The following is a 21,603-nucleotide window of genomic DNA, read 5'->3' on the forward strand; positions in this document are numbered from 1 at the left end:
GGAATCCTCAGTCCCCGATCGTCCGTGGTCCCCTCGCCGAGGCGGTGCGGATTCCGAATCGGTCACGACGAAATCCGAACCGCACTCGCGAGGAGAGAACTCCGGCCTCGATCGGGGACCACCCTCCTCGGCGAGGGGCCCGCTCCGGTCCCTGTTCATCGAACCAGAGGACCGAAACGGTTCACCTCGCGTCGCGGGAACTCACCGCCCCACGAGGTCGAGTCCGGCGCGCACGATGGAGTCCGTGTCGATCCCGTGGATCGCATGGGCCTCCCCCACCGAGGATGCCTGACCGAATTCGGTGACCCCGAGGTTCCGTGTGCGGTCCCCGCGCACTCCGGAGAGGAACGCGAGAGTGTGCGGGTGCCCGTCGAGGACGGTGACCAGCGGTGCCGGATGTTCTGCGGGGAAGAGTTCGTCGGCGATGGCCGAGCGGACACTCGAGCGGACCCGAGACCGATCCTGCACCGACCGGAACACCTTCGACGGTGAGCTGAGGCAGACGATTCCCGCCCGCACACCCAGGGATTCCAGTCGGGCCGCCGCCGCGATCACCTCAGTCATGATGGCCCCGGCGCCGACGAGGGTGACCTCGTCCTCGGCGGCCGGTCTCGTCGTCAGCCGGTAGCCGCCGGCGATGACCTGATCACGGCGGCGTTCCCGCAGCAGCGGATCTTCGGGCACATCTGCGAGCTCCTGCGCTACCGGTCTCGTCGTCAGTCGGAAGTAGGCGGAGTCGCCGTCCGGGTCGGCGAGTTCGCGCAGCGCTTCGAGCAGGGTCCACTCGAGGTCCTGGGCGAAGGCCGGCTCCCAGCTCGTCAGGCCCGGGATCTCCAAGGTCACCGACGGTGTGTTGAACGACTGGTGGGCCCCGCCTTCGGGCGCAAGCGATACCCCTGAGGGCGTGCCGACCATGATCGAACGCCCACCCGCGTAGAGGCTGAAGGTCCAGGGCTCGAGAGCACGGTTGATGAAGGGATCGTAGATCGTGGCGATCGGCAGCAGCGGCTGTCCCCAGCGCTGCCCGGTCGATCCGAGCTCCCCGGCCAGGGAGACGAGATTGACCTCGGCGATGCCGAGTTCGATGTGCTGTCCGCTCGTGCCTTCCTGCCACCGCAGCACCCGTTCCCGATCATCGGAGAACCAGTCATGCCGGCCCGCCGGTGACCAGATTCCGGTCTTGTTGATCCATCCGCCGAGGTTCGTCGACGTCGCGACGTCCGGTGACAGGGTCACAACCCGCTGGGCCACCTCGGGGGCGACGTGCTTGAGGTCGGAGAGGAACCGGCCCAGCGCCGCCTGCGTGGAGATCTGCGGTCGCGGAGTGAATCCCAGCTCGGCAGGCACTGCGGCCACGGCATGGTCGGTGACCGGCTCCCGTCGCAGCCGCCGCGCGGTTTCGGCACAGAACCGGCCGGCCGGGGTGTCCGGAGCGAAGGCGACCCACGGATCGTCCAAGTCCATCCCCGAGGCGGCCGCGAGCTCGCGCATCTGCGCTTCGGTCAGCTGCGCGGCATGGTTGCCGGGATGGCCCTCCGTGGCCAGCCCCTTGCCTTTGATCGTGTAGGCGAAGACCACCGTCGGCCGGTCGTCGTCGATCGCGTCGAACGTCGACACGAGCTGGCCGAGGTCATGTCCACCCAGGTCACGGATGAGGGAGGCGAGACCGTCCGCGTCGAAGCCGTCGATGACCGCGGACAGGGCGGTCGCCTCGGTGTCGGTGAGTCCCGTGAGCAGCCGGTCGTGGATCTCGGACGGGTGGGCGCGCAGCAGCCGCTGGTATTCGGGATTGGGCATCTGCACGAGCCGCTTCTTGAGCGCCTCGCCGCCGGGGGCCGCGAACACGGCTTCGAGTCGGCGCCCCCACGGGCAGGTGAGCACCTGCCACCCGGCGGCATCGAACATGCCCTGCAAACGGCGGATCTGGACGTCGGGGATGACCCGGTCGAGCGACTGCCGGTTGAGGTCGACGATCCACACGATCTCGCCGAGGCTGCGCACCTCCGGATCGATGATCGCCTCCCACACCGCCCCTTCGTCCATCTCGGCGTCGCCGAGCAGGGAGTAGAACCGTCCGGCTTCCGGGGTCTCGGGGAACCGGTCGGAGACGTAGCGGTGGGACAGGGCCGCCCAGATGGGAGCGGTCGCGCCGATGCCCACGGATCCGGTGGAGAAGTCCACCGTGTCCGGGTCCTTCGTCCGTGACGGGTAGGGCTGGAGTCCCCCGCGGCTGCGCAGGGTGTCGAGGAATTCCTCGCCGAGGTCTCCGAGCAGATAGTTGATCGCGTGGAGGACCGGCGAGGCATGCGGTTTGACCGAGACGCGGTCGATGGCGCGCAGTCGGGTGAACCAAAGCGCCGTCATGATCCCGGTCATCGAGGCCGACGAGGACTGATGGCCGCCGACCTTGACCCCGTCCGGGTTGACCCGGCCGCGGTTGGCACGGTCGATGATCGAGGTCGCCAGCCACAGCACGCGCTGGGCGATCTCGTCGAGGATCTCATCATCTCCCGAGGTCGAGGCGCGCAGCGGACGGTCATTCGTCCCGGGCGGGCTGACCTGCAGGGAGGTCTCGAATTGGTGGCGGTCCGTGTCCTGTGCGGTCGACTCCTGTGCTGTCGGCTCCTGTGCGGTGCTCATCGTCAGAAGATCGAGGAGTAGGCGTTGAGTGCGAGCTGTCCGCCGAGGTGGGCGTAGAGGACCGTCGAATCCGCCCCGATGGTGCCGTCTCCGACGAGGTCGAGGAGTCCGGCCATCGACTTGCCCTCGTAGACGGGGTCGAGGATGACGCCTTCGAGCTGGGCGGTGGTGCGGATCGCGTTCACGGTCGTCTCGTCGGGGATGCCGTAGGCCGGGCCTTCCCAGCCGGTGCGGATATCGACGTCGTCGGCGGTGATCTCACGCCCGAGGCCGATGAGTTCGGCAGTGGTGTTCGCGATCCTCTTCACCTGGTCGCGGGTCTTCTCGATCGTGGCCGAGGCATCGATGCCGATGACCTTGCGCTTCGGTCCGCCGGCGGCTTCGAGGGCGGCGAATCCGGCGATCATTCCGGCGTGCGTCGAGCCGGTCACGGTGCACACGACGATGGTGTCGAAGAAGACGCCGAGCTCCTTCTCCTGTTCGGCGACCTCATAGGCCCAGTTCGCGAAGCCGAGTCCGCCGAACTTGTGCTCGGAGGCGCCGGCCGGGATCGGGTAGGGCTTGCCGCCTGATTCTTCGACCTCGGCCAGGGCGTTCTCCCAGCTCGAGCGGATGCCGATGTCGAATCCGGCCGAGTCGAGGCGGACGTCGGCTCCCATGATGCGCGAGAGTTCGATATTGCCGACCTTGTCGTTGACCGGGTCCTCCCAGTCGACCCAGCGTTCCTGCACCAGGCGCGCCTTCAGTCCAAGGTGAGCGGCAACGGCGGCGACCTGGCGGGTGTGGTTGGACTGGTAGCCGCCGATGGACACGAGGGTGTCCGCACCCGAGGCGAGTACGTCGGGAACGATGTACTCGAGCTTGCGGGTCTTGTTGCCGCCGAAGGCGAGTCCTGAGTTGACGTCTTCCCGTTTGGCCCAGACGCGGGCCCCGCCGAGGTGGTCGCTCAGTCGCGGGAGCTCGTGCACGGCGCTCGGCCCGAAGGTGAGTGGGTAGCGTTCGAAGTCGGTGATGGCCATGATGTCCTCTGTTCTCTGAAGCGTTCGCTTCGGGGCGATCGCTCTCTCGTGCGATGTGTCCTGTGCGATGTGTCCTGGATCGCAATATGCAATATATTGCATTCTGCTGACGGTTACAATGGGTCAGAGTTCGAGTCCCATCCCGCGGGACGAGACCCACCCACTCAGAGACAAGGTGACCGAGCGTGCCGATCCCCACGGATTCCCCCGCCCCGCAGCGCAGCCTGCTGCGCGATGACGTCTATCGGTCGATCCGCGACGCCATCGTCCGCGGCCAGCTCGCCCCCGGAGAACAGTTGCGCGATCAGGAGCTCGGCGCCTGGCTCCAGGTATCCAGAACGCCCGTGCGCGAGGCACTCCAACGCTTGGCACAGGCCGGACTCGTCGTGGCGGAGCCGGGCCGGATGACGCGCGTGGCCCCAGAGGATCCGGAACTCATCCTCGCGGCCCGGCAGATCGCCGCCGAACTCCACGGCCTGGCGATCGACCTCGCCTTCCCCGCCCTCGACGAGGAGGCGCTGACTGAGATGGAGCAGGCGAACGGGCGATTGAGCGCGGCCCTCGCAGTCGGCGACGCCGAGGCGGCGATTGCGGCCGATGACGACTTCCACGAGGTGGCCCTCACCCGATCCGGCAATCCCCTCATTCCCGATCACCTCGAGGTCGTCACCGCCACTCTGCGCCGCGCGGAGTTCCTGCATTTCGAATCGGTGAAGGGATCAGCCTCACCGGAGCAGCACACCGAGATCATCGCCGCCGTCCGTTCCGGTGAGCATGCGCATGCCGTCGCACTGACGAAGGCGAACTGGTCGACCATCGAAGGGGACGCGCCCCAGACGGCCTGAGTCGAACACCTTCCAGCTGCGGGTTCCGGATCGGCAACACCACTGCCTTCTCGACGACGCCACCGTCATCGCCAACTCTTCTAGTCATCTGATGACCTGTGCTAGAGTCCTCACCACGATCACCGACGATCAAAGGACTGACGATGTCATCAAGGACGAAACGCATCACGACCGCCCTGCTCGCGACCGCCGCGAGCGCTGCTCTGCTGACGGGCACAACTGCGGCCCCAGGAATGGCCGCCACCGCACAGACCGCACCTGCGCATTCTGCCGCCGCTCAAACCGTCGGCAAGAAAGCATCGACGATGCCGGCCGCCCCGTCGGTCGGCTGCGGCACCGAGCAGAAGCCCGGCAATGACGAGAAGACGATCTCGACGGCAGACGGCGAGCGCAGCTACCGCATCAACATCCCGCGCGACTACGAACTTGAGACTCCCCTGCCGCTCGTCCTCGGTTTCCACGGCAACGGGTCCGACGGTGCCGAATTCCAGAACTACACGGGGCTGCCGACCCTGCCCGCGATCACCATCTTCCCCGACGGCGACCTCAATGACGGCAAACGCTCCTGGCAGGGCGCCCCGTACGCCAGCGGTGCCGATGACGTCGCGTTCGTCGCCGAGCTGCTCGATTCGATCGAATCCGAGCACTGCATCGACCTCAATCGGGTCTATGCCACCGGCAAGTCGAACGGCGGCGGCATGGTCTCCGTCCTCGCCTGTCACCTGCGCGATCGCTTCTCCGCCTTCGCCCCCGTCGCCGGCGCCTACTATCCGCAGTCGACGGAGGGCTGCGATTACTCGACACCCACACCGATGCTCGCGATCCACGGCACCGGGGACGCGACGATGCACTACGAGGGCGGCCACCGCCAGGGCGAGGACTACCCGGGAGTCCGCGAGTGGATCCAGCCATGGGCGGAGGCCTCCGGCTGCGCGAGAACGAAGGAACGCCAGGTCGGCCGCAAAGGCGAAAACGTTGCGCGCACTCAGTGGACGAGATGCGACGCCTCCGTCGAGCTCTACTCCGTCGCCGACGGCGGCCACGTCTGGCCCGGTGAGGTCGTCTACAGCGGAGGCGGATACGTCACGAAGAACTTCTCGGCCACGAACACGGTCTGGGACTTCTTCCGCAGCCACCCGGGAGCAACGCAGGGGCCCACCCAAAAGTGACCGTTGACACACATCACTCAAAGTGATTAGATGACTTAAACACTTGAAGGAGAGCACCATGACGTCCACCGTCGGACTCGTCGAACGCCTCACTCGCGAAATCGTCGACACCATCCGCACCGAGAACCTCCAGCCCGGGCAGACCCTGCCCTCGGCGAAGGTCCTCGCCGCACGCTTCGAGGTCACCGTGCCCACCGTCCGGGAGGCTCTGCGCCGGCTCGAGGCCACGGGGTCGGTCGAGCTCAAGCACGGTTCGGGCACCTACGTCCGCGAAGCGATCAACCGCCGCATCCTCGACAACCCGCACTATGTGCCCGTCGACCTCGCGGCGGCCATCGAACTCCTCGACGCCCGCATCGCCATCGAGCCCGGAATCGCCGAGCTCGCAGCGACAGTCCAGGAACCTGACGCCGTGTCCTCCATGGAGTCGGCACTCGATAATGCCCTCCAGGTCGAGACCGCGGTCCCGGCCGGTCACTTCCACGTCGAACTCGCTCGCGCCTCGGGCAACCGCGCTCTGCACGAGATGCTCGTGTCCCTGCTGGCCATCCATTCGCGGACCCAGCAGGCGGCGCGAACGAGCTACGACCGACTGCGCGACCACGACGAACACGCGGACATCCTCGATGCGATCCGCCGCGGCGACGGCTTCGAAGCCTCCCACCGCACCCGCAAGCACCTCGAGGCGATCAAGGCCGCCGTCCTCGCCGACTGGGCGGACGATACAGACCAGACCGGTGACGCCGACACCATCGGAGGATCCCAGCAATGAGCCGCCCGACGATCTCCGAGATCCGCCCGCATATCCGCGACTACGCCGAACTCACCTCTTTGGAGGTCGAGCTCGCGAAGGATCGAAGCAGCCTGCTCGTCCTTCCCGTCGGCGCCTGCGAACAGCACGGTGACGGACTGCCCCTGGGCACCGACAACATCCGAGCCGCTCACGTCGCCCGCGCCGTCGTCGACGCACTCACCGATGGCGACCGGGGGCGGGCGGGCAGCGCCTTCGTCCTGCCGAGCATCGACTACGGGGTCTCCCCGCATCACCGCTTCCTGCCCGGCACGATCAACATCGGTCCGCAGCTGTTCATCGACCTCGTCTCCTCGATCGTGCGTCAGCTCGCCGATGCCGGATTCGACAGACTCCTCGTCATCACCGGCCACGGCGGCAACCTCGCCGCGCTCGGCGTGATCCAGCAGTCCCTGCTCGCCACCCATCCGGACTTCGTCTTCGCCTATACTCCGGTCTCAGCATTGGCCACCGAGGCGACCGCCCAGCTGCCGCGCACCGAGGTCAGCGGCCACTGCGGAGAGTCCGAAACCTCGCAGATGCTCGCCATCGACGAATCCCTCGTCGACTCGGGCCACCTCAACCCCGGCGCCACCCGGCTCGACGATCTCGACCCACGTGCCCGACTCTCACGAACGAAAACACCGTCAACAGCGGTGACATTCGACCGCTACGCCGACAACGGCGTCCTCGGCGATCCGCGGACCGCCACGGCCGCGGCCGGGGAGGACATCCTCGGCGAGGTCGTCGACCGACTCGTCGCCTACTGTCAGGAGCTGCAGAGACTGTGACACCCGCTTCTCACTGACCGGCCGCTCGGCCCGCACCCCACCACAGAACACCCGATTCCAGCGCCGTAATCACCGTGCCCTGGTGGACCCTGCCCGAAAATCCCGCCTGGACTCTCAGGAGCTCACAATGAAACCGACCCAGACCACCGATACCGTGCAGACCGACGAGCAGGAGAAGCTGCCGCTGGTCATCCGCGCCCTCAACGTCATCGAAGTCGTCGGCAACAAGCTGCCGAACCCCTTCTGGCTGTTCTGGATCCTCGCGGCGATCCTCGCCGTATTCAGCCTCGTCCTCTCCCTCGCCGGCGCGGGAGTCGAGGATCCCGGCACCGGGGACTGGACCCCGGTGAACAACCTCCTCAGCGGCGAGGGCATCGCCATGGCCGTGAGCACCGCGCTCGACGCCTACGAGACCTTCCCACCGCTCATCACGATCATGGTCGTCATCATGGGCGTGGCCCTGGCCGAGCGCACCGGCCTGCTGTCGACGGCGATGAAGGTCTCGATCGCCCGCGTCCCGGCCGGACTCATCGTCTTCACGGTCGCGTTCATGGGCACGGTCTCCCACGTCGCCTCGGCGGCGGCCTATGTCATCCTCGTGCCGCTCGGCGGAATGGTGTTCAAGGCCGTGGGCCGCTCCCCCGTCCTCGGCGTCATCGTCGCGTACACCTCGATCGCCTCCGGCTACGATGCCAGCCCGATCCCGACGCCCAACGATGCGATCTTCGCGGGCATCACGACGGCTGCGGCGAACATCATCGACCCCGACTACATCGTCACTCCGATCGGCAACTGGTACTTCAACATCGCCAGCTCCATCCTGTTGGCCATCGTCATCACGATCGTCACCGAGCTCGTGCTCATGAAGCGCGACAACCTCGAAGCCGACGAGGATGCCGAACACGAAGACCTCGTCATCACCGACAAGGAACGCAAGGCCCTGCGCTGGGCGATGTTCGCCGTCATCGCAGCGGTCATCGCCATCGTCGTCCTCGTCGTCCCGGACGGCGCGCCCCTGCGCGGTGACGGGCCCTTCGGGGAGTCGCCGTTCCTCACCGGAATCGCCTTCCTCATCGCCATGCTCTTCGGCATCGGCGGCATCGTCTACGGCTTCCGCGAGGGCACGATCGAGACCTGGTCGGACGTGCCGAAGCTCATGGGTCAGGGGCTCGCCTCGATCTCCGGGGTCCTCGTCCTCTTCTTCGCCATCGCCCAGTTCCTCGAGTACTTCGAGTGGACGAACATCGGCATGCTCGTCTCGGTCTCCGTGTCCGAACTCTTCACCGGCCTCGGCCTGCCGACGTGGGTGGTGTTCATCCTCGTCCTGCTCGTGCTCTCGGTCGTCAACGTGCTCATCACCTCCGGCTCGGCGATGTGGGCGATCATGGCCCCGGTCATCGTGCCGCTGCTCATGCTGCTCGAGGTGCCGCCGGAGACCTCACAGGCGATCTTCCGCATCGCCGACTCGGGGTCGACGGCCATCACCCCGATGAGCCCGTACTTCATCCTCGCACTCGGCTTCATGCAGAAGTATCAGAAGAGCGCCGGCATCGGCACGCTCGCCTCGCACACCCTGCCCTTGGCCGTGTGCATGACGATCAGCTGGAGCCTGCTGTTCTTCCTGTGGTGGGGCCTGGGCATTCCGCTCGGTCCCGATGCGCCGGTGCGCTGAGTGCGTAGACTCCGGCATTCGCCGCAGCCGATTCCGTGCTGAGCAGGACGATGTGCGCGGACTCATCGAGTCCGAGGGCGCCCGGTCCGCCGGACGCGGTGAGCGCGGCTCTCAGCCCCGCCAACGAGGCGGCTCCACACGGGCCGACCGCCACACCGAGGTCATGGAGCTCGTCCTGGGCGGCGGCCGCCTCGGCGTCGGTGACCGTGACCGAATCGTCGAGTCCGGACTGGAGGACGGGCCAGGCCAGGGACGAGACGGTCCCGCAGTTGAGCCCGGCCATCGAGGTCGGCTGCGAGGTGTCGACGCTCACCGGCCGTCCTGCCCGCATCGACGCGGTGATGCACGCAGCCGTGACCGGTTCGACGGCGATCACGCGGGCTTCCGGCCCGTGCCTGCCCTGATGGACGACGGCGGCCTGGAGCAGGGAGCCGACCCCGCTGGGCACGAGGATGAGCGAAGCGGGCCCGCCCAGCTGCTCATCGACCTCGGCGAACAGCGTCGAATACCCGTCGACGATCCACCCGGGCACGTCCTCGTAGCCGTCCCATGCCGTGTCCTGAACGAGCAGCTCCCCGTCGCCGCAGCTCGCCGCCGCGTCCTCGACGGACCGGTCGTAGATGAGGCCGGTCTCCACGAGTTCGGCCCCTTCGCCGCGGATGGCCTCAAGCGTGCTGGCAGGCAGACCCGCGGGCACGTGGATGCGTGAGCGCAGCCCCAGGCGGGCGGCGATATGGGCGAGCGCCCGGCCGTGGTTGCCGTCGGAGGCGGTGACGAGGACGAGCTCGAGTCCCGCGGCGCGGTCACTGAGTTCGGAGAACGTCGCGGCCGGAGGCAGACCGAGGTGTGCGCTGATCACCCGATTGACTGCCCATGATGCTCCAAGTGCCTTGAATGCCGGCAGACCGAAGCGATCGGATTCGTCTTTCACCCGCACCGAGGCGGCCCCCACCTCGACGGCGAGACCGGGCAGATCGATGAGGTCGGTGACCCGATAACCGGGGATCGTGCGGTGGAATTCCTGCGGATGCGTGGATTCGCCGATCATGAGCTCAGCTCCTTCACTGCTGAGGCCAGGACCTCGACACCGGCGCGGCAGTCCTCGGGAGTCGAGTATTCGCGGGGGTTATGACTGATTCCGTGATGCTGACCGCGGACGAAAACCATGGCCGCCGGGGCGATCGCGGCCATCTCCTGCGCATCGTGACCGGCCCCGGACATCAGCCGAATCGAATCATAGCCGCGTTCCTTCGCTGCGGTCTCGAGCGTGTCCTGCACGGCTTCGCTGAAGGGCACGGCCTTGGTCCGCGCCATCTGCGCCGCCTCCACCCGCAGTCCGGGCTGGCTGTCGGGAAGACGCTCGAGGAACGCGGCGAGGTCCGCCTCGGCGCGGGCCATGTGCTCATCGTCGGGATTGCGCAGATCGACGGTGATCTCGGCCCGATCGGGCACGACGCTCGGCAGTCCCGGGGAGGTCTCGATGCGACCGACCGTCGCACGCAGCCGTCCGTAGGCGCCGGAGTCAACCATGCGTCGGACCTCGACGATGATCTGCGCGGCGGCCAGGCCAGCGTCGATGCGCAGTTCGGTCGGGGTGGTTCCAGCGTGGGCTGCACGGCCGTGAAGGGTCACCTTCTGCCAGGAGATCGACTGGACTCCGGTGACGATGCCGATCACGCGGTCCTCCTGAGCCAACACGGGTCCCTGCTCGATATGGCATTCGAGGTAGGCGTGCGGCGGGTCGATGTGCACGGGACGCTCGCCCTTGAAGCCGATGCGTCTCAGTTCGTCACCGAACCGTGCTCCGGTCTCATCGGTGAGTCCGTAGGCGTAATCGAGGCTCAGTCGCCCCGCCGCGACGGCGGATCCGAGCATATCGGTGCCGAAGCGCACTCCCTCCTCTTCGGTCCACGCGGCTACGACGATGGGGCGACGGGGCTGGAGGCCCGCCTCGGCGAAGGCGCGGATCACGGCCAGCCCGCCGAGCACACCGAGGCAGCCGTCGAAGGCACCGGCGGTGGCCACGGTGTCGATGTGCGAACCGACGAGCACGGGCGCGAGCTCGGGCTCCAGACCTTCGCGTCGGCCGAAGATCGTACCCATCTCGTCGATCGTGACCTCAAGGCCGAGCTCCTCCATCCAGGAGATGAGCAGTTCGCGTCCCGCCCGGTCCTCATCCGTCAGCGACTGCCGATTGACCCCCACGAGGCCGGTCGCCTCATCGTCATAGGAGCCGATCGCGGCGAGAGCCATGAGGTCGGCCCACAGTCGGTCACCGTCGATGCGAAGGTCTGTGCTGTTCGGGCACGTGGTCGGGGTCATTGAGCGTCCTTTCTCGAGTGTCTGATCTCGAGCCTACGAACACTGACTCATGAAATCGATAGACTGGCTTCCACCATTACTCATGAAATTCCCTCATGTTTTGACCTGCATCGTTCAGAGTTCACCCTGCACCGGAGGCACGATGTTCAGTCTCAGACGACTCCGTCTGCTGCGAGAGGTCGCAGCCCGCGGCAGTCTGGCCGCGGCCGCGACCGCTCTGGGCCAGGACCCGTCCTCGGTCTCCCATCAGCTCAAGATCCTCGAGTCCGAGGTCGGCGCACAGCTGCTCGAACGCGTGGGTCGCGGGGTGCGCCTGACGGAGGAAGCGCAGATCCTCGTCGCCCGCACCGAGGCGGTCCTGCGTGAGCTCGAAGCCGCGGAGGCCGAGATCGCCGAGGTCCGGCATCGTGTGGGCGGCACCGTGCGCGTCGCCGCCTTCCAGACGGCCTTGCACACTATCGTGCCCGGCGCGCTCGCCCGGCTGGCCCGGGACCATCCCGACCTCACGGTCATCACAACGCATATCCGCACCGAGGATGCCGTCCCCGCACTACTCGCCCGGGACTTCGATCTTGTCCTCCAGGAGGACTATCCGTCGCGTCCAGCACGCCGTGACGAGGGAGTCGAAACCGAGGTGCTCGGCGACGACGAGCTCTGCCTCATCACTCCCGCAGCCGCTGACTCCGGCTCTTCGGGCCCGCCTTCAGTCCCAAGCCTCGATGGGTGCGCCCACCATGCCTGGGCCATGGAGCCTGCCGATACCCGCGCCGGACACTGGTCGCGCGCCGAATGCCGAAGGGCAGGCTTCGAACCCGAGGTGCGCACCGAGTCCTCAGATATCCTCCTGCTCGTCCGGTTCGTCGCTCTCGGCCTCGCCTCGGCGCTGGTTCCGCGCATGTCTCTGCAGGCGGCCGCAGCGAACGCAGGCATCGATTCTGCGACGATCTCAACTCACCGGCTGCCGGAACCTGCGAGCAGGCGGATCTCGACGGCGATCCGTCGCGGCAGTGCCCGGACTCCGCGGATCATCGCCCTGCGCGCGGCTCTCGCCGCTGAGTTCGCAACGCCCTGAGCGTGCCGATCCAGCTGAGTTTTGAAAGTTTTGTTCACGAACTGCTTTTCCTCGGATTCCGTCGTCTCGGGCGGGTCCTCCGGGGCGTCGCTCGTGATTCAGATCTCTCCCACGGTCGCCGCTGACGCATCGTCTGACCTGGGCCGATGATGAACGTGATGATCCGACACGACTGCTTGGAACCTGGCCGCACGACCGCTCGCACCCGCGCCCTTGCGAGCCTCGTCGACAAAAGATGTTGACGCTCAAACTTCACCCGCGATACTGTCGGGTAACACCCCGTAGTAACTTACGTCACACGCTGATGCCCACCGAGCCTTCGGTGGTCAAGGAGGATCAATGAAGTTCCGCAATCCCAGCCTCATCCGCAGGCTCGTCTCATCCCATGCCGGTCGCATCGCCATGGTCGCAATTCCCACGGGTGTCGTCTCAGCCATGCTCATGGGCGGGGTGGCCCAGGGCGCGGTGCCGGTCTCGTTCGCCATCTCCGGGACTCAGTTCAAGATCGCCTCGTCGCAGCTCGAGGGAACCGGATTCTCCCAGTACAGCGGAGTCGCCAAGGACGCCGAGGGCGGCAAGCACGCCGTCGTCACCGCGAACATCAAGGATGCGACCCTGGAGAACCTCTGCCAGTCGGCCGTCCAGGAGACTCCTCTGGGCAAGGTGGGCATCCTTATCAAGGCCGGCGGAAAGGGCACCCCCGCCTCGGCGAAGGATCTGCAGATCGGCATGACCGGCCTCAAGGGCGATGCGGAATTCAAGAACATCCGCATCGGCGTCGATGCCTCCGACGTCAATACGAAGGCCAAGGGAAGCAAGGGCGACTTCGCCCAGGACTCCGACACCATCTCGATCAAGGACCTCAAGCAAGATTCCTGGTCGACCACGGCCTCGGTCTTCACCCTCAAGGACATGTCGCTGAAGCTCACCGACGGATCTGAGCAGTGCGACTGATGAGGGACTCAGCAGCCAACGGGCAGCCGACCGATGAACGGGGGGCCGCCGAACAGGAGGACACCGTGCAGAAGACGAGCCTGCTTGCGCTGTCCCGGCGGAGTCGACGCGCCAACGAACAGAGCGACCACACCGAATCCGGCGTCGAGACGGCAGAATTCGCCGTCCCGGCGCCGGAGGCGGGGGATGCTGACAACAGCGAGGGAGCCGAGATGACCGAAGGCGCCGAGAAGAAGCGCCGGGGGTTCAAGCACTGGCGTCGGCAGCGGCCCTTCATCGGAGGCGTGCTTGCCGTCCTCGGCGGAATCGAGCTCTTCTTCTCCGGTCAGCTGGACCTCGGCAATATGCAGATCCAGTTCGGCATCGAGGGTCTGCAGGCGACGGTGGTTCCGATCGCCATCGTCGTCCTCGCTCTGCTGTCGATCTTCCGTCCCACGCATCATGTGTTCTACGGGATCATCGCTCTCGTCCTCGCAGTCTATTCACTCATCGGAGTGAACCTCGGCGGGTTCATCATCGGCATGCTGCTGTCCACCATCGGCGCGATCCTCATCGTCGCATGGATGGGACCGCGTGGGCCGAAGGAGTCCGAAGCCGCTGAGGGGGAGACTGCATGAGGGCACCCAGCCGCCGCACGGCCTCAATCCTCGCGGCAGCTGTCCTGATCCTCCCGACGACTCTCGGGGCGGGTTCGGTTGCAGCCGCCCACTCGTCACCGCTGTGCTCACTCGTGGGCACCTGCGATGACGAGGATTCCGCAAAGGCCAAGGACTCCGCACCTGCGGGGAGCCTGTCGCCCGGAATGCCGGTGAAGCCCAGTGATCCACCGACGTCAGACCCCTCGCTGCCCGCACCGGGCCCCACGGATGAACCGAGCGAGGAACCGACGGGGGAACCGTCCGACGAACCTACGGACCCGGGTGGTCTGGGACTCGATGAGCCCAGCGACGACCCGACCGAGGACGAGGATGAAGACTCGGAGAAAGAGGGCAATGGTGAGTTCCCGTCCGATGCACAGATGGATGAGAACGCACCGGTCTTCACGAAGACTCCGGCCGCAATGGGTTCGGAAGGACTCTCGTTCAAGGGTCTGAAGGGCATTTCGTTCGTTTCGGTGCCCACCGCTGACGGCGGGTCCATCGTGACTCTGAAGCTGCAAGCCGAAGAGATCTCGATCGAAGGCTTCTCGCTGACGGTGAAGCCGCCGGACGAGGAGTATGGACTGGTGACGACGGCCGACACGATGACGCTGAAGGGCGATGTCACCGTGTACATCGGCTCGATCACCGCCACGACGAAGGACGGAAAGTCGCTCACCCTGGGACCGGAGACGCCGCCGCCCATGGATGACGTCGAACCCGGATTGCTGCGAGTGACGATGGGGCTCGTCGGCTCGACCGCCGATGGGATCTACTACACCAACACCGATCAGAAGCTCAAGAAGGCCGAAGACTGACCCACCATCGCCGAGGTGGTTCCTCCTTCACCGTGAGGAGGAACCACCCGACGGGGCCGAGCTCAGCCCAGAAAGGCCAGGCCCGAAGGCCGCGGACTCAGTCCGCGGCCTTCGTGCTTTGCTGTCTGCATTCCAGCTTGCATTCCCGGCCTGCCCGACGCCGGCCCTCCAGGAATTCCACGAAGGCACGAGCCAATCGCCTCCCATTGTCGACGAGAGCGGAATCGTCCACCTCGACCTCGGCGATGATCGAGTCCTCGGTCTTGCCGGCCGGCAGGGCCAGGTCGTTGCCGTCTAGCCAGCGAGCGATCTGCGCGGCATCGGTCTCCGGGTGGAACTGAGTGCCCCACGCGAATTCGCCGAGGCGGAAAGCCTGGACCGGGGCGTCGGAACCGGTGATCAGGAGTTCGGCTCCGGGCGGCAGCGCCATCTCCTCCTGATGGAAGAGCACGGAGGGCAGCGACTCCCCTTCAGTCTCCCCAGCACTGGTTGACCCACCACCGGCCAGCGCCCCGAACACCGGGTCGGATGCCCCCGCCGAGGTGACACCCAGTTCGTAGATCCCGATCTGCGGGTGCGCCCGCCGCCTGATCGGAGCATCACCTGCGACGGCAAGCATCTCCCCGCCGAGGCAGATGTTGAGGCTTGGGAACTCTCCCGCGATCGACCGGCGAAGCAGATCCCTGACCTCGGGGAACCAGGGATTCTCATCGTCCTCGGTGGGCCCCGCGGATCCGCCGAGGACGATGAGGGCGTCGAACGAACCGAGCTCCGGTATCACCTCGCCGACGTAAGGACGGGCCACGACCACCTCGGCGCCGGCTTCGATCAGCCATTCACCGAACCTCTGCGGTCCGGTGCCACGTTCGTGTTCGATGGCAAGGATTCTCACGGAAGTCATGGCCCCATCTTCTCACCCTCCGTGCGCCCCTATTCGGCGGTGACGTAAGCCGAGGAGATGCCGCCGTCGACAGTGAAGGTCGAGGCGTTGACGAAGGAGGAGTCGTCGCTGGCGAGGAAGGCCACGGCGGCAGCGATCTCCTCAGGTTCGGCGAAGCGCCCACCGGGGCAGTGGACGAGTCGCCGCTGCGCCTGCACGGGGTCCGAGGCGAAGAGCTCACGCAGCAACGGGGTGTTCACCGGTCCCGGGCACAGTGCGTTGACGCGGATGCCATCCTTCGCGAACTGGACGCCGAGCTCACGGCTCATCGACAGGACTCCGCCTTTCGACGCCGAGTAGGAGATCTGCGAAGTCGCCGCTCCCATGAGCGCGACGAACGACGCCGTATTGATGACCGACCCCGATCCCTGCTTGACCATGTGCTCGAGGGCGTACTTGCTGCAGAGATAGACGGAGGTGAGGTTGACCGTCTGCACCCTCGCCCAAGCCTCGATGTCGGTGGTGAGGATCGAATTGTCGTCGGTCGGGTTGATGCCTGCGTTGTTGAAGGCGACGTCGACGCGTCCGAAGTGCTCGACAGAGCGGGCGAACAGGTTCTTCACCTCCTCCTCATCGGCTACGTTGACTCGCACGAAGAGTCCGCCGAGCTCGTCGGCGACCTCGGGTCCACGCACTTCGTCGAGGTCGCCGATGACGACCTTCGCGCCTTCTTCGGTCAGACGGCGGGCACTGGCGAGTCCGATGCCCGAGGCACCGCCGGTGATGACGCAGATCTTGTCCTTGAGTCGGTTTGCCGCAGTGGTCATGATTCTCCTGATGATCGTGGTGATGAGGTGGCAGGTGGATGGGTCAGCGCACTGGCCGGGTCGCGAAGAAGACGTTCTTGACCTCGGTGAATGCCGACACGGCGTCGGGGCCGAGTTCGCGGCCGAGTCCGGACTGCTTGAATCCGCCGAACGGGGTCGAGTAGCGGACCGAGGAGTGCGAGTTCACCGACAGGTTGCCGGCCTCGACTCCGCGGGAGACCCGCATCGCCCGGTCGAGATCGTTCGTCCAGATTGAGCCGGAGAGTCCGTATTCGGTGTCGTTGGCGATGCGCAGGGCATCCGCTTCGGTATCGAAGGGGACGACGGAGAGAACGGGGCCGAAGATCTCCTCGCGGAAGTCGGCCGTCGCTGTGTCGGGCGGGGTGAGCACTGTCGGCGGAAACCAGAAGCCCGGGCCTTCGGGGGCAGAGCCGGTGAAGGCCACCTCGGCGGCAGCCACATAGCCGGCGACCTTCTCCCGGTGAGTCGCAGTGACCAGCGGACCCATGTCCGTGTCCTCGCGGCTCGGATCCGCACAGGCGAAGGACCCGACGGAGGATTCGAGTGCGGCCATGAAGTCGTCGTAGATCCCGCGCTGGACGAGCAGCCGGGACCGGGAGCAGCAGTCCTGGCCGGAGTTGTCGAAGACGCCTCCGGGGGCGGCGGCCGCGGCGGCCACGACATCGGCGTCGTCGAAGACGATGTTCGCGTTCTTCCCGCCGAGTTCGAGAGTGAGGTTCTTCACCTGCGCTGCACAGCCGGCCATGATCCGCTTGCCCACCTCGGTGGATCCGGTGAAGACGACCTTGCGTACGGCCGGGTGGGTGACGAAGCGCTCCCCGACGACGGATCCCTTGCCGGGGATGATCTGCAGAACACCCTCGGGCAAGCCCGCTTCGAGGGCGAGCTCGCCGATGCGGATCGCGGTCAGCGGCGTGATCTCGGCGGGTTTGAGGACCACGGTGTTCCCGGCTGCCAGGGCAGGGGCGAAGCCCCATCCGGCGATCGGCATCGGGAAGTTCCAGGGGACGATGACACCGACAACGCCGAGCGGTTCGGCGAAGGTGATGTTCACTCCCCCGTCGACGGGGATCTGCCGACCGAAGAGCCTCTCCGGCACCGCCGCGTAGTATTCGAGGACGTCGCGGACGTTGCCGGCTTCCCATCGGGCGTTCCCGATCGTATGTCCGGCGTTGGCCACCTCGAGCCGGGCGAGCTCTTCGTTGGCCGCGTCGACCTTGTCGGCGAAGCGCCGCAGGAGTCGGGCGCGATCGGCGGGGGCGACGGCGCGCCAGGATTCGAAGGCCCGCGCCGCCTTCTCTATCGCCCGGTCCGTCTGTTCGAGGTCGGCGAGTTCGACGTCGGCGATCGGCTCTTCCGTCGCCGGGTTGATGACCGTGTAGGTGCTCACTTCGGTGCTCTCCTTGTTCCTCTGTCTGTCGCGTGTCGTCGTGCCGCTTGAACGAGGGCACGGACGACTCGGTCGTCATCGGGGTCGTGTTCGGGATGCCATTGGACGGCGAAGAGCCATCCTCCGTCAGCCGGGTCTCCTGTCTGATCCACGGCCGGGTCCGGTTCGATAGTCTCGACGAGTCCCTCGGGACTGCGGCCGGTCGCACGCAGACCGGCGCCGAGGCGGTCGATCCCCTGATGGTGATAGCAGGGTGCCGTGGTCGCCTCGCCGAGGATCTCCCTGGCCTGTGACCCTGCTTCCGTGGTCACCGTGACCTCGCCGTAGACGCCGGGGGCCGGCTGATAGTCGGAATGTCCGAGCGACTCCGGCAGATGCTGGATCAAGGTGCCTCCCGCGGCGACGTTGATGACCTGCATCCCGCGGCAGATGCCGAGCACAGGCAGGCGGCGCTGCCGCGCGGCCGCCAGGAGCATCATCTCGCTCGAGTCGCGGAACGGGTGGGACACGGTCGTTTCGTGCGGATCCTGACCGTATTCGGACGATCCGACGTCGGCTCCTCCGGCCAACAGCAGGCCGTCGACACGGTCGAGGGCCGCAGGGGCCTGTCCGTGGGGCGGCAGCAGCACGGGGATCGCCCCGGAAGCGGCGACCATGCGCACATAGTCGCCCGGGATGAGAGCCGCCTCGGTGTCCCAGACTCCCCACTGGGCCTGCTGCATGTAGCAGCTGATGCCGATGACGGGGTCAGAGTCGTTCGAACCCACGGAGCCTCTCCCAGTCGGTGACAGTCGCGTTGTAGGCCTCCAGTTCGATGTCGGCCGCGTGGACGTAGTGGCGGACGACGTAGTCGCCGAACGCGTCCTCGGCGATCTGCGATCCGTCCAACCGGTCGCGGGCACCCTGGAGGGTGGTGGGCAGTCGGGAGGCACCGGCGGTGTAGGCGTTGCCTTCCGTGATCGCGGGCAGTTCGAGGCCTTTCTCGATCCCGTGGAGACCCGCCGCGATGAGAGCCGCAGTGGCGAGGTACGGGTTGAGATCGGCCCCGCCGACTCGGCATTCCACGCGCAGGGAGGGTCCCGAGCCGACGACGCGGAAGGCGCAGGTGCGGTTGTCGAAGCCCCAGGCGACCGCGGTCGGTGCGAACGAACCTTCGACGAAGCGTTTGTACGAGTTGATGTTCGGGGCGAAGAAGTACGTGAAGTCCTCGATGCAGGCGAGCTGACCGGCGATGAACTGCTCCATGAGGGTCGAGAACCCATGCTCGCGGTCTCCGGCCATGACCATATCGCCCTCAGCCGAGCGGAAGCTCAGGTGGATATGGCACGAGGAACCCTCCTTCTGGTCGTATTTGGCCATGAAAGTGATCGATTTCCCGTGCTGGGCGGCGATCTCCTTCGCCCCGTTCTTGTACACCGCGTGGTCGTCGCACGCCTTGAGGGCGGGCTGGTAGCGGAACGTGATCTCGTGTTGGCCGAAGTTGCATTCGCCCTTGGCCCCTTCGACGAAGAGCCCGGCCCCAGCCATCGAATTGCGGATGTCGCGCAGCAGAGGTTCGACTCGGGCGGTGCCGAGGAGGGAGTAGTCGACGTTGTACTGGTTCGAGGGCGTAACTTCGGTGTACTTCGAGGCGAAGGCTTCTTCGTAGCTCGAGTCGAAGGTGATGAACTCGAGTTCGGTGCCGACATGGGCGCTCAGCCCATGGTCGGCAAGGCGGGCGAGCTGGCGCTTGAGGATCTGACGTGGGGAGGGCGCCACCTCGGCGCCGGTGGTCGTCAGGAGGTCGCAGTTGACCATCGCACTGCCCGGCTGCCAGGGCAGGAGGCGCAGGGTCGCAAGGTCGGGCTTCATCACCATGTCGCCGTATCCGGTCTCCCAGGAGGAGACCTCGTAGCCGTCGACGGTATCCATGTCGACGTCGACGGCGAGCAGGTAGTTGCAGCATTCGGAGCCGTGGTCCATGACGTCTTCGAGGAAGAACTGGACGCCGAGCCTCTTGCCCTGAAGGCGACCCATGTGATCGGTGATGGCAACGACCACGGTGTCGATCGTGCCCTCGGCGGCGAGTCGGCGGAGTTCGTCGACGGTGAGCGGTTCGGCCTGGATCGACCCTCTGGAGGTCCTCTGCTCCGAGGTGGGCGAGGTGGGTACCGGAATCTCGGTCATGCGGCGTTCCTTTGCTGTGCGGGGTGGTTGAAGGTGGGTCGTGCGGGCTACTTGAGGCCCTTCTCGGCGGCCTCGATCTGTGCGAACTCCTCTTCCGGTGCGCTCGCGACGAGGTGGTGGCGGGAGTAGAACCAGAAGTAGGCGAGCGCGATGAGGAAGACTCCGGCGGCGATGCCGGCGGCGAGGATGTCGACGAAGAAGGTGGCGATGACGGCCACCGATGCGAGTACGAGGGCGATGGAGGTGGTGACGATGCCGCCGGGAGTGCGGTAGCCGCGGGGCAGATCGGGTTCCTTGACGCGCAGGCGGATGTGGGAGAGGTTGAGCAGGACGTAGGAGACCGTGGCACCGAAGACCGCGACGTTGAGGAGGACTCCGCCGTTGCCGTCGACGGCGATCGCGAGGATGAAGCCGATGGTGCCGGGGACGATGAGGGCGAGGACCGGGGTCTTGCGTTTGCCCGTCAGGGACAGCCACTTGGGCAGGTAGCCGGCGCGCGAGAGGGCGAAGAGCTGACGAGAGTAGGCGAAGATGATCGAGAAGAAGCTCGCAATGAGTCCCGCCAGGCCGGCCCAGTTGACGAAGGTCGCAAGGACGGAGTTCTCGCCGTAGATCGTGCGCAGGGCTTCGGGCAGCGGATTGTCCGATTCCCCCATCGCCGAGGCGCCTGCGAGTCCGGGGACGAGGAGGAGCATGAGGGCGCCGAAGACGACGAGCACGGCCATTGCCGTGATGATGCCGCGCGGCATGTCCTTCTTCGGGTTCGCCGATTCCTCGGCGGCCAGCGGGACGCCTTCGACGGCGAGGAAGAACCAGATACCGAAGACGAGCGAGGCGAGCAGGCCGGAGATGCCCATCGGCATGAATGCCGATGACCCGAGGGCGCCGGTGGGTTCGATGTCGAAGAGATTGCTGGCATCGAAGTGGCCGACCGCGGCGACCACGAAGACGATGAGGGCGATGACCGCGACGGCGGTGATGACGAACATCAGCCGCAGGGCCTCACCGACTCCCCATAGGTGGATTCCGATGAAGACCGCATAGGCGACGAGATAGATCGTCCAGGTAGGCACCGATTCGGGCAGAATGCCGAGCGCCTGGACGTAGCCGGCGATGAAGGTCGAGATCGCGGCCGGAGCCATCGTGTACTCGATGAGGATCGCCATGCCGGTGGCGAATCCGCCCAGCGGGCCGAGCGCTCGGCGGGCGAAGCCGTAGCCTGCACCGGCAGTCGGCAGAGTGGAGGAGAGTTCGGCGAGGCCGAAGACCATGCATACGTACATGAGTCCCATGAGGAGGAAGGCGATGAGCAGGCCGCCCCAGCCGCCTTCGGCCAACCCGAGGTTCCAGCCGGAGAAGTCTCCGGAGATGACGTAGGCGACGCCGAGGCCTGCGAGGAGGATCCAGCCGGCCGCGCCCTTCTTCAACTGTCGCTTCTCGAGGTAGTGCTCATCGACATTGCCGTATTCGATGTTCTTGCTCATGGCTGCCCCTCGGGGTTCTGGTGAGTCTCGATCTCGTCGTGGTCGAACAGTCGCCCAATGGATCGTTACCAGACCATTAGACTGAGACGAATGTAATCTGACTCA

19 protein-coding genes are annotated in these 21,603 nt (G+C 66.4%); 9 read left to right on the forward strand and 10 right to left on the reverse strand.

Going from position 1 to position 21,603, the window contains the following annotated elements:
* Nucleotides 1-201: 201 nt before the first annotated feature.
* Together ACU4IU_RS08630 and ACU4IU_RS08635 are read right to left on the reverse strand one after the other, a co-directional pair.
* Nucleotides 202-2,640 carry a transketolase-like TK C-terminal-containing protein gene (locus ACU4IU_RS08630; protein ID WP_446656455.1) on the reverse strand — a complete coding sequence of 813 codons (2,439 nt, stop codon included), beginning with the start codon at nucleotides 2,638-2,640 and terminating at the stop codon, nucleotides 202-204.
* Between the two features lie 2 nt (nucleotides 2,641-2,642).
* Entirely contained in the window at nucleotides 2,643-3,659 is a 1,017-nt protein-coding gene (locus ACU4IU_RS08635) for a 1-aminocyclopropane-1-carboxylate deaminase (RefSeq protein ID WP_446656456.1), read from the reverse strand.
* A gap of 185 nt (nucleotides 3,660-3,844) precedes the next feature.
* On the opposite strand from ACU4IU_RS08635, the gene ACU4IU_RS08640 reads away from it, so the two are divergent.
* The 5 genes from ACU4IU_RS08640 to ACU4IU_RS08660 all read left to right on the forward strand — a co-directional run bounded on the left by ACU4IU_RS08640 (nucleotide 3,845) and on the right by ACU4IU_RS08660 (nucleotide 8,926).
* Nucleotides 3,845-4,504, forward strand: coding sequence for a GntR family transcriptional regulator (locus ACU4IU_RS08640; protein WP_181271161.1), 660 nt, complete (start codon nucleotides 3,845-3,847; stop codon nucleotides 4,502-4,504).
* A 143-nt stretch (nucleotides 4,505-4,647) separates the two neighbouring features.
* Nucleotides 4,648-5,673: an alpha/beta hydrolase family esterase gene (locus tag ACU4IU_RS08645; protein WP_446656457.1), complete on the forward strand. Its 1,026-nt coding sequence runs from the start codon at nucleotides 4,648-4,650 to the stop codon at nucleotides 5,671-5,673.
* 58 nt (nucleotides 5,674-5,731) lie between these two features.
* Entirely contained in the window at nucleotides 5,732-6,445 is a 714-nt protein-coding gene (locus tag ACU4IU_RS08650; RefSeq protein WP_181271163.1) for a FadR/GntR family transcriptional regulator, read from the forward strand.
* Entirely contained in the window at nucleotides 6,442-7,254 is an 813-nt protein-coding gene (locus tag ACU4IU_RS08655; protein WP_446656458.1) for a creatininase family protein, read from the forward strand. The genes ACU4IU_RS08650 and ACU4IU_RS08655 overlap by 4 nt, the downstream gene beginning before the upstream one ends.
* Before the next feature lie 127 nt (nucleotides 7,255-7,381).
* Complete coding sequence (locus ACU4IU_RS08660) at nucleotides 7,382-8,926, forward strand: AbgT family transporter (protein WP_446656459.1); 1,545 nt, start codon at nucleotides 7,382-7,384, stop codon at nucleotides 8,924-8,926.
* Here the strand turns inward: ACU4IU_RS08660 and ACU4IU_RS08665 are convergent.
* Complete coding sequence (locus ACU4IU_RS08665) at nucleotides 8,853-9,974, reverse strand: diaminopropionate ammonia-lyase (protein ID WP_446656460.1); 1,122 nt, start codon at nucleotides 9,972-9,974, stop codon at nucleotides 8,853-8,855. The two genes, ACU4IU_RS08660 and ACU4IU_RS08665, sit on opposite strands and share 74 nt — an antisense overlap.
* A complete protein-coding gene (locus ACU4IU_RS08670; RefSeq protein WP_446656461.1) occupies nucleotides 9,971-11,248 on the reverse strand; it encodes a M20 family metallo-hydrolase in 1,278 nt (425 codons plus the stop codon). Before ACU4IU_RS08670 ends, ACU4IU_RS08665 begins: the two co-directional genes overlap by 4 nt.
* 142 nt (nucleotides 11,249-11,390) lie before the next feature.
* Here ACU4IU_RS08670 and ACU4IU_RS08675 point away from each other — a divergent pair, with 142 nt between their 5' ends.
* The 4 genes from ACU4IU_RS08675 to ACU4IU_RS08690 all read left to right on the forward strand — a co-directional run bounded on the left by ACU4IU_RS08675 (nucleotide 11,391) and on the right by ACU4IU_RS08690 (nucleotide 14,730).
* On the forward strand, nucleotides 11,391-12,320 hold the full coding sequence (locus tag ACU4IU_RS08675; RefSeq protein ID WP_446656462.1) for a LysR substrate-binding domain-containing protein: 930 nt from the start codon (nucleotides 11,391-11,393) through the stop codon (nucleotides 12,318-12,320).
* Nucleotides 12,321-12,659: 339 nt separating this feature from the next.
* Nucleotides 12,660-13,274: a DUF6230 family protein gene (locus ACU4IU_RS08680; RefSeq protein ID WP_139467688.1), complete on the forward strand. Its 615-nt coding sequence runs from the start codon at nucleotides 12,660-12,662 to the stop codon at nucleotides 13,272-13,274.
* Complete coding sequence (locus ACU4IU_RS08685) at nucleotides 13,274-13,891, forward strand: DUF6114 domain-containing protein (protein ID WP_446656463.1); 618 nt, start codon at nucleotides 13,274-13,276, stop codon at nucleotides 13,889-13,891. The genes ACU4IU_RS08680 and ACU4IU_RS08685 overlap by 1 nt, the downstream gene beginning before the upstream one ends.
* On the forward strand, nucleotides 13,888-14,730 hold the full coding sequence (locus ACU4IU_RS08690) for a hypothetical protein (protein ID WP_446656464.1): 843 nt from the start codon (nucleotides 13,888-13,890) through the stop codon (nucleotides 14,728-14,730). Before ACU4IU_RS08685 ends, ACU4IU_RS08690 begins: the two co-directional genes overlap by 4 nt.
* Nucleotides 14,731-14,827: 97 nt before the next feature.
* On the opposite strand, the gene ACU4IU_RS08695 is transcribed toward ACU4IU_RS08690, so the two are convergent.
* Genes ACU4IU_RS08695 through eat form a run of 6 tightly spaced genes read right to left on the reverse strand, consistent with a single transcriptional unit; the run spans nucleotide 14,828 to nucleotide 21,498 of the window.
* On the reverse strand, nucleotides 14,828-15,631 hold the full coding sequence (locus ACU4IU_RS08695; protein WP_446656465.1) for a type 1 glutamine amidotransferase: 804 nt from the start codon (nucleotides 15,629-15,631) through the stop codon (nucleotides 14,828-14,830).
* Between the two features lie 29 nt (nucleotides 15,632-15,660).
* A complete protein-coding gene (locus ACU4IU_RS08700; protein ID WP_139467685.1) occupies nucleotides 15,661-16,437 on the reverse strand; it encodes a 3-oxoacyl-ACP reductase in 777 nt (258 codons plus the stop codon).
* A 43-nt stretch (nucleotides 16,438-16,480) separates the two neighbouring features.
* Nucleotides 16,481-17,848, reverse strand: a complete 1,368-nt coding sequence (locus ACU4IU_RS08705; RefSeq protein WP_446656466.1) for an aldehyde dehydrogenase family protein — start codon at nucleotides 17,846-17,848, stop codon at nucleotides 16,481-16,483.
* Nucleotides 17,845-18,615 carry a gamma-glutamyl-gamma-aminobutyrate hydrolase family protein gene (locus ACU4IU_RS08710; protein WP_446656467.1) on the reverse strand — a complete coding sequence of 257 codons (771 nt, stop codon included), beginning with the start codon at nucleotides 18,613-18,615 and terminating at the stop codon, nucleotides 17,845-17,847. The genes ACU4IU_RS08705 and ACU4IU_RS08710 overlap by 4 nt, the downstream gene beginning before the upstream one ends.
* Nucleotides 18,596-20,014 (reverse strand): glutamine synthetase family protein, encoded by a 1,419-nt coding sequence (locus tag ACU4IU_RS08715; protein ID WP_172173034.1) that lies wholly within the window; start codon nucleotides 20,012-20,014, stop codon nucleotides 18,596-18,598. Before ACU4IU_RS08715 ends, ACU4IU_RS08710 begins: the two co-directional genes overlap by 20 nt.
* Before the next feature lie 47 nt (nucleotides 20,015-20,061).
* Nucleotides 20,062-21,498: an ethanolamine permease gene (gene eat / locus ACU4IU_RS08720; RefSeq protein ID WP_139467681.1), complete on the reverse strand. Its 1,437-nt coding sequence runs from the start codon at nucleotides 21,496-21,498 to the stop codon at nucleotides 20,062-20,064.
* Nucleotides 21,499-21,603: the final 105 nt, after the last annotated feature.

The sequence above is a fragment of the Brevibacterium sp. CSND-B09 genome (assembly GCF_052906525.1).

What these genes read in the sequence shown, in the direction of transcription:
- ACU4IU_RS08630 (WP_446656455.1), bottom strand. Translation starts at nt 2,640, where the DNA reads ATGAGCACCGCACAGGAGCCGACAGCACAGGAGTCGACCGCACAGGAC.
- ACU4IU_RS08635 (WP_446656456.1), bottom strand. Translation starts at nt 3,659, where the DNA reads ATGGCCATCACCGACTTCGAACGCTACCCACTCACCTTCGGGCCGAGC.
- ACU4IU_RS08645 (WP_446656457.1), top strand. Translation starts at nt 4,648, where the DNA reads ATGTCATCAAGGACGAAACGCATCACGACCGCCCTGCTCGCGACCGCC.
- ACU4IU_RS08650 (WP_181271163.1), top strand. Translation starts at nt 5,732, where the DNA reads ATGACGTCCACCGTCGGACTCGTCGAACGCCTCACTCGCGAAATCGTC.
- ACU4IU_RS08655 (WP_446656458.1), top strand. Translation starts at nt 6,442, where the DNA reads ATGAGCCGCCCGACGATCTCCGAGATCCGCCCGCATATCCGCGACTAC.
- ACU4IU_RS08660 (WP_446656459.1), top strand. Translation starts at nt 7,382, where the DNA reads ATGAAACCGACCCAGACCACCGATACCGTGCAGACCGACGAGCAGGAG.
- ACU4IU_RS08665 (WP_446656460.1), bottom strand. Translation starts at nt 9,974, where the DNA reads ATGATCGGCGAATCCACGCATCCGCAGGAATTCCACCGCACGATCCCC.
- ACU4IU_RS08670 (WP_446656461.1), bottom strand. Translation starts at nt 11,248, where the DNA reads ATGACCCCGACCACGTGCCCGAACAGCACAGACCTTCGCATCGACGGT.
- ACU4IU_RS08675 (WP_446656462.1), top strand. Translation starts at nt 11,391, where the DNA reads ATGTTCAGTCTCAGACGACTCCGTCTGCTGCGAGAGGTCGCAGCCCGC.
- ACU4IU_RS08680 (WP_139467688.1), top strand. Translation starts at nt 12,660, where the DNA reads ATGAAGTTCCGCAATCCCAGCCTCATCCGCAGGCTCGTCTCATCCCAT.
- ACU4IU_RS08685 (WP_446656463.1), top strand. Translation starts at nt 13,274, where the DNA reads ATGAGGGACTCAGCAGCCAACGGGCAGCCGACCGATGAACGGGGGGCC.
- ACU4IU_RS08690 (WP_446656464.1), top strand. Translation starts at nt 13,888, where the DNA reads ATGAGGGCACCCAGCCGCCGCACGGCCTCAATCCTCGCGGCAGCTGTC.
- ACU4IU_RS08695 (WP_446656465.1), bottom strand. Translation starts at nt 15,631, where the DNA reads ATGACTTCCGTGAGAATCCTTGCCATCGAACACGAACGTGGCACCGGA.
- ACU4IU_RS08700 (WP_139467685.1), bottom strand. Translation starts at nt 16,437, where the DNA reads ATGACCACTGCGGCAAACCGACTCAAGGACAAGATCTGCGTCATCACC.
- ACU4IU_RS08715 (WP_172173034.1), bottom strand. Translation starts at nt 20,014, where the DNA reads ATGACCGAGATTCCGGTACCCACCTCGCCCACCTCGGAGCAGAGGACC.
- eat (WP_139467681.1), bottom strand. Translation starts at nt 21,498, where the DNA reads ATGAGCAAGAACATCGAATACGGCAATGTCGATGAGCACTACCTCGAG.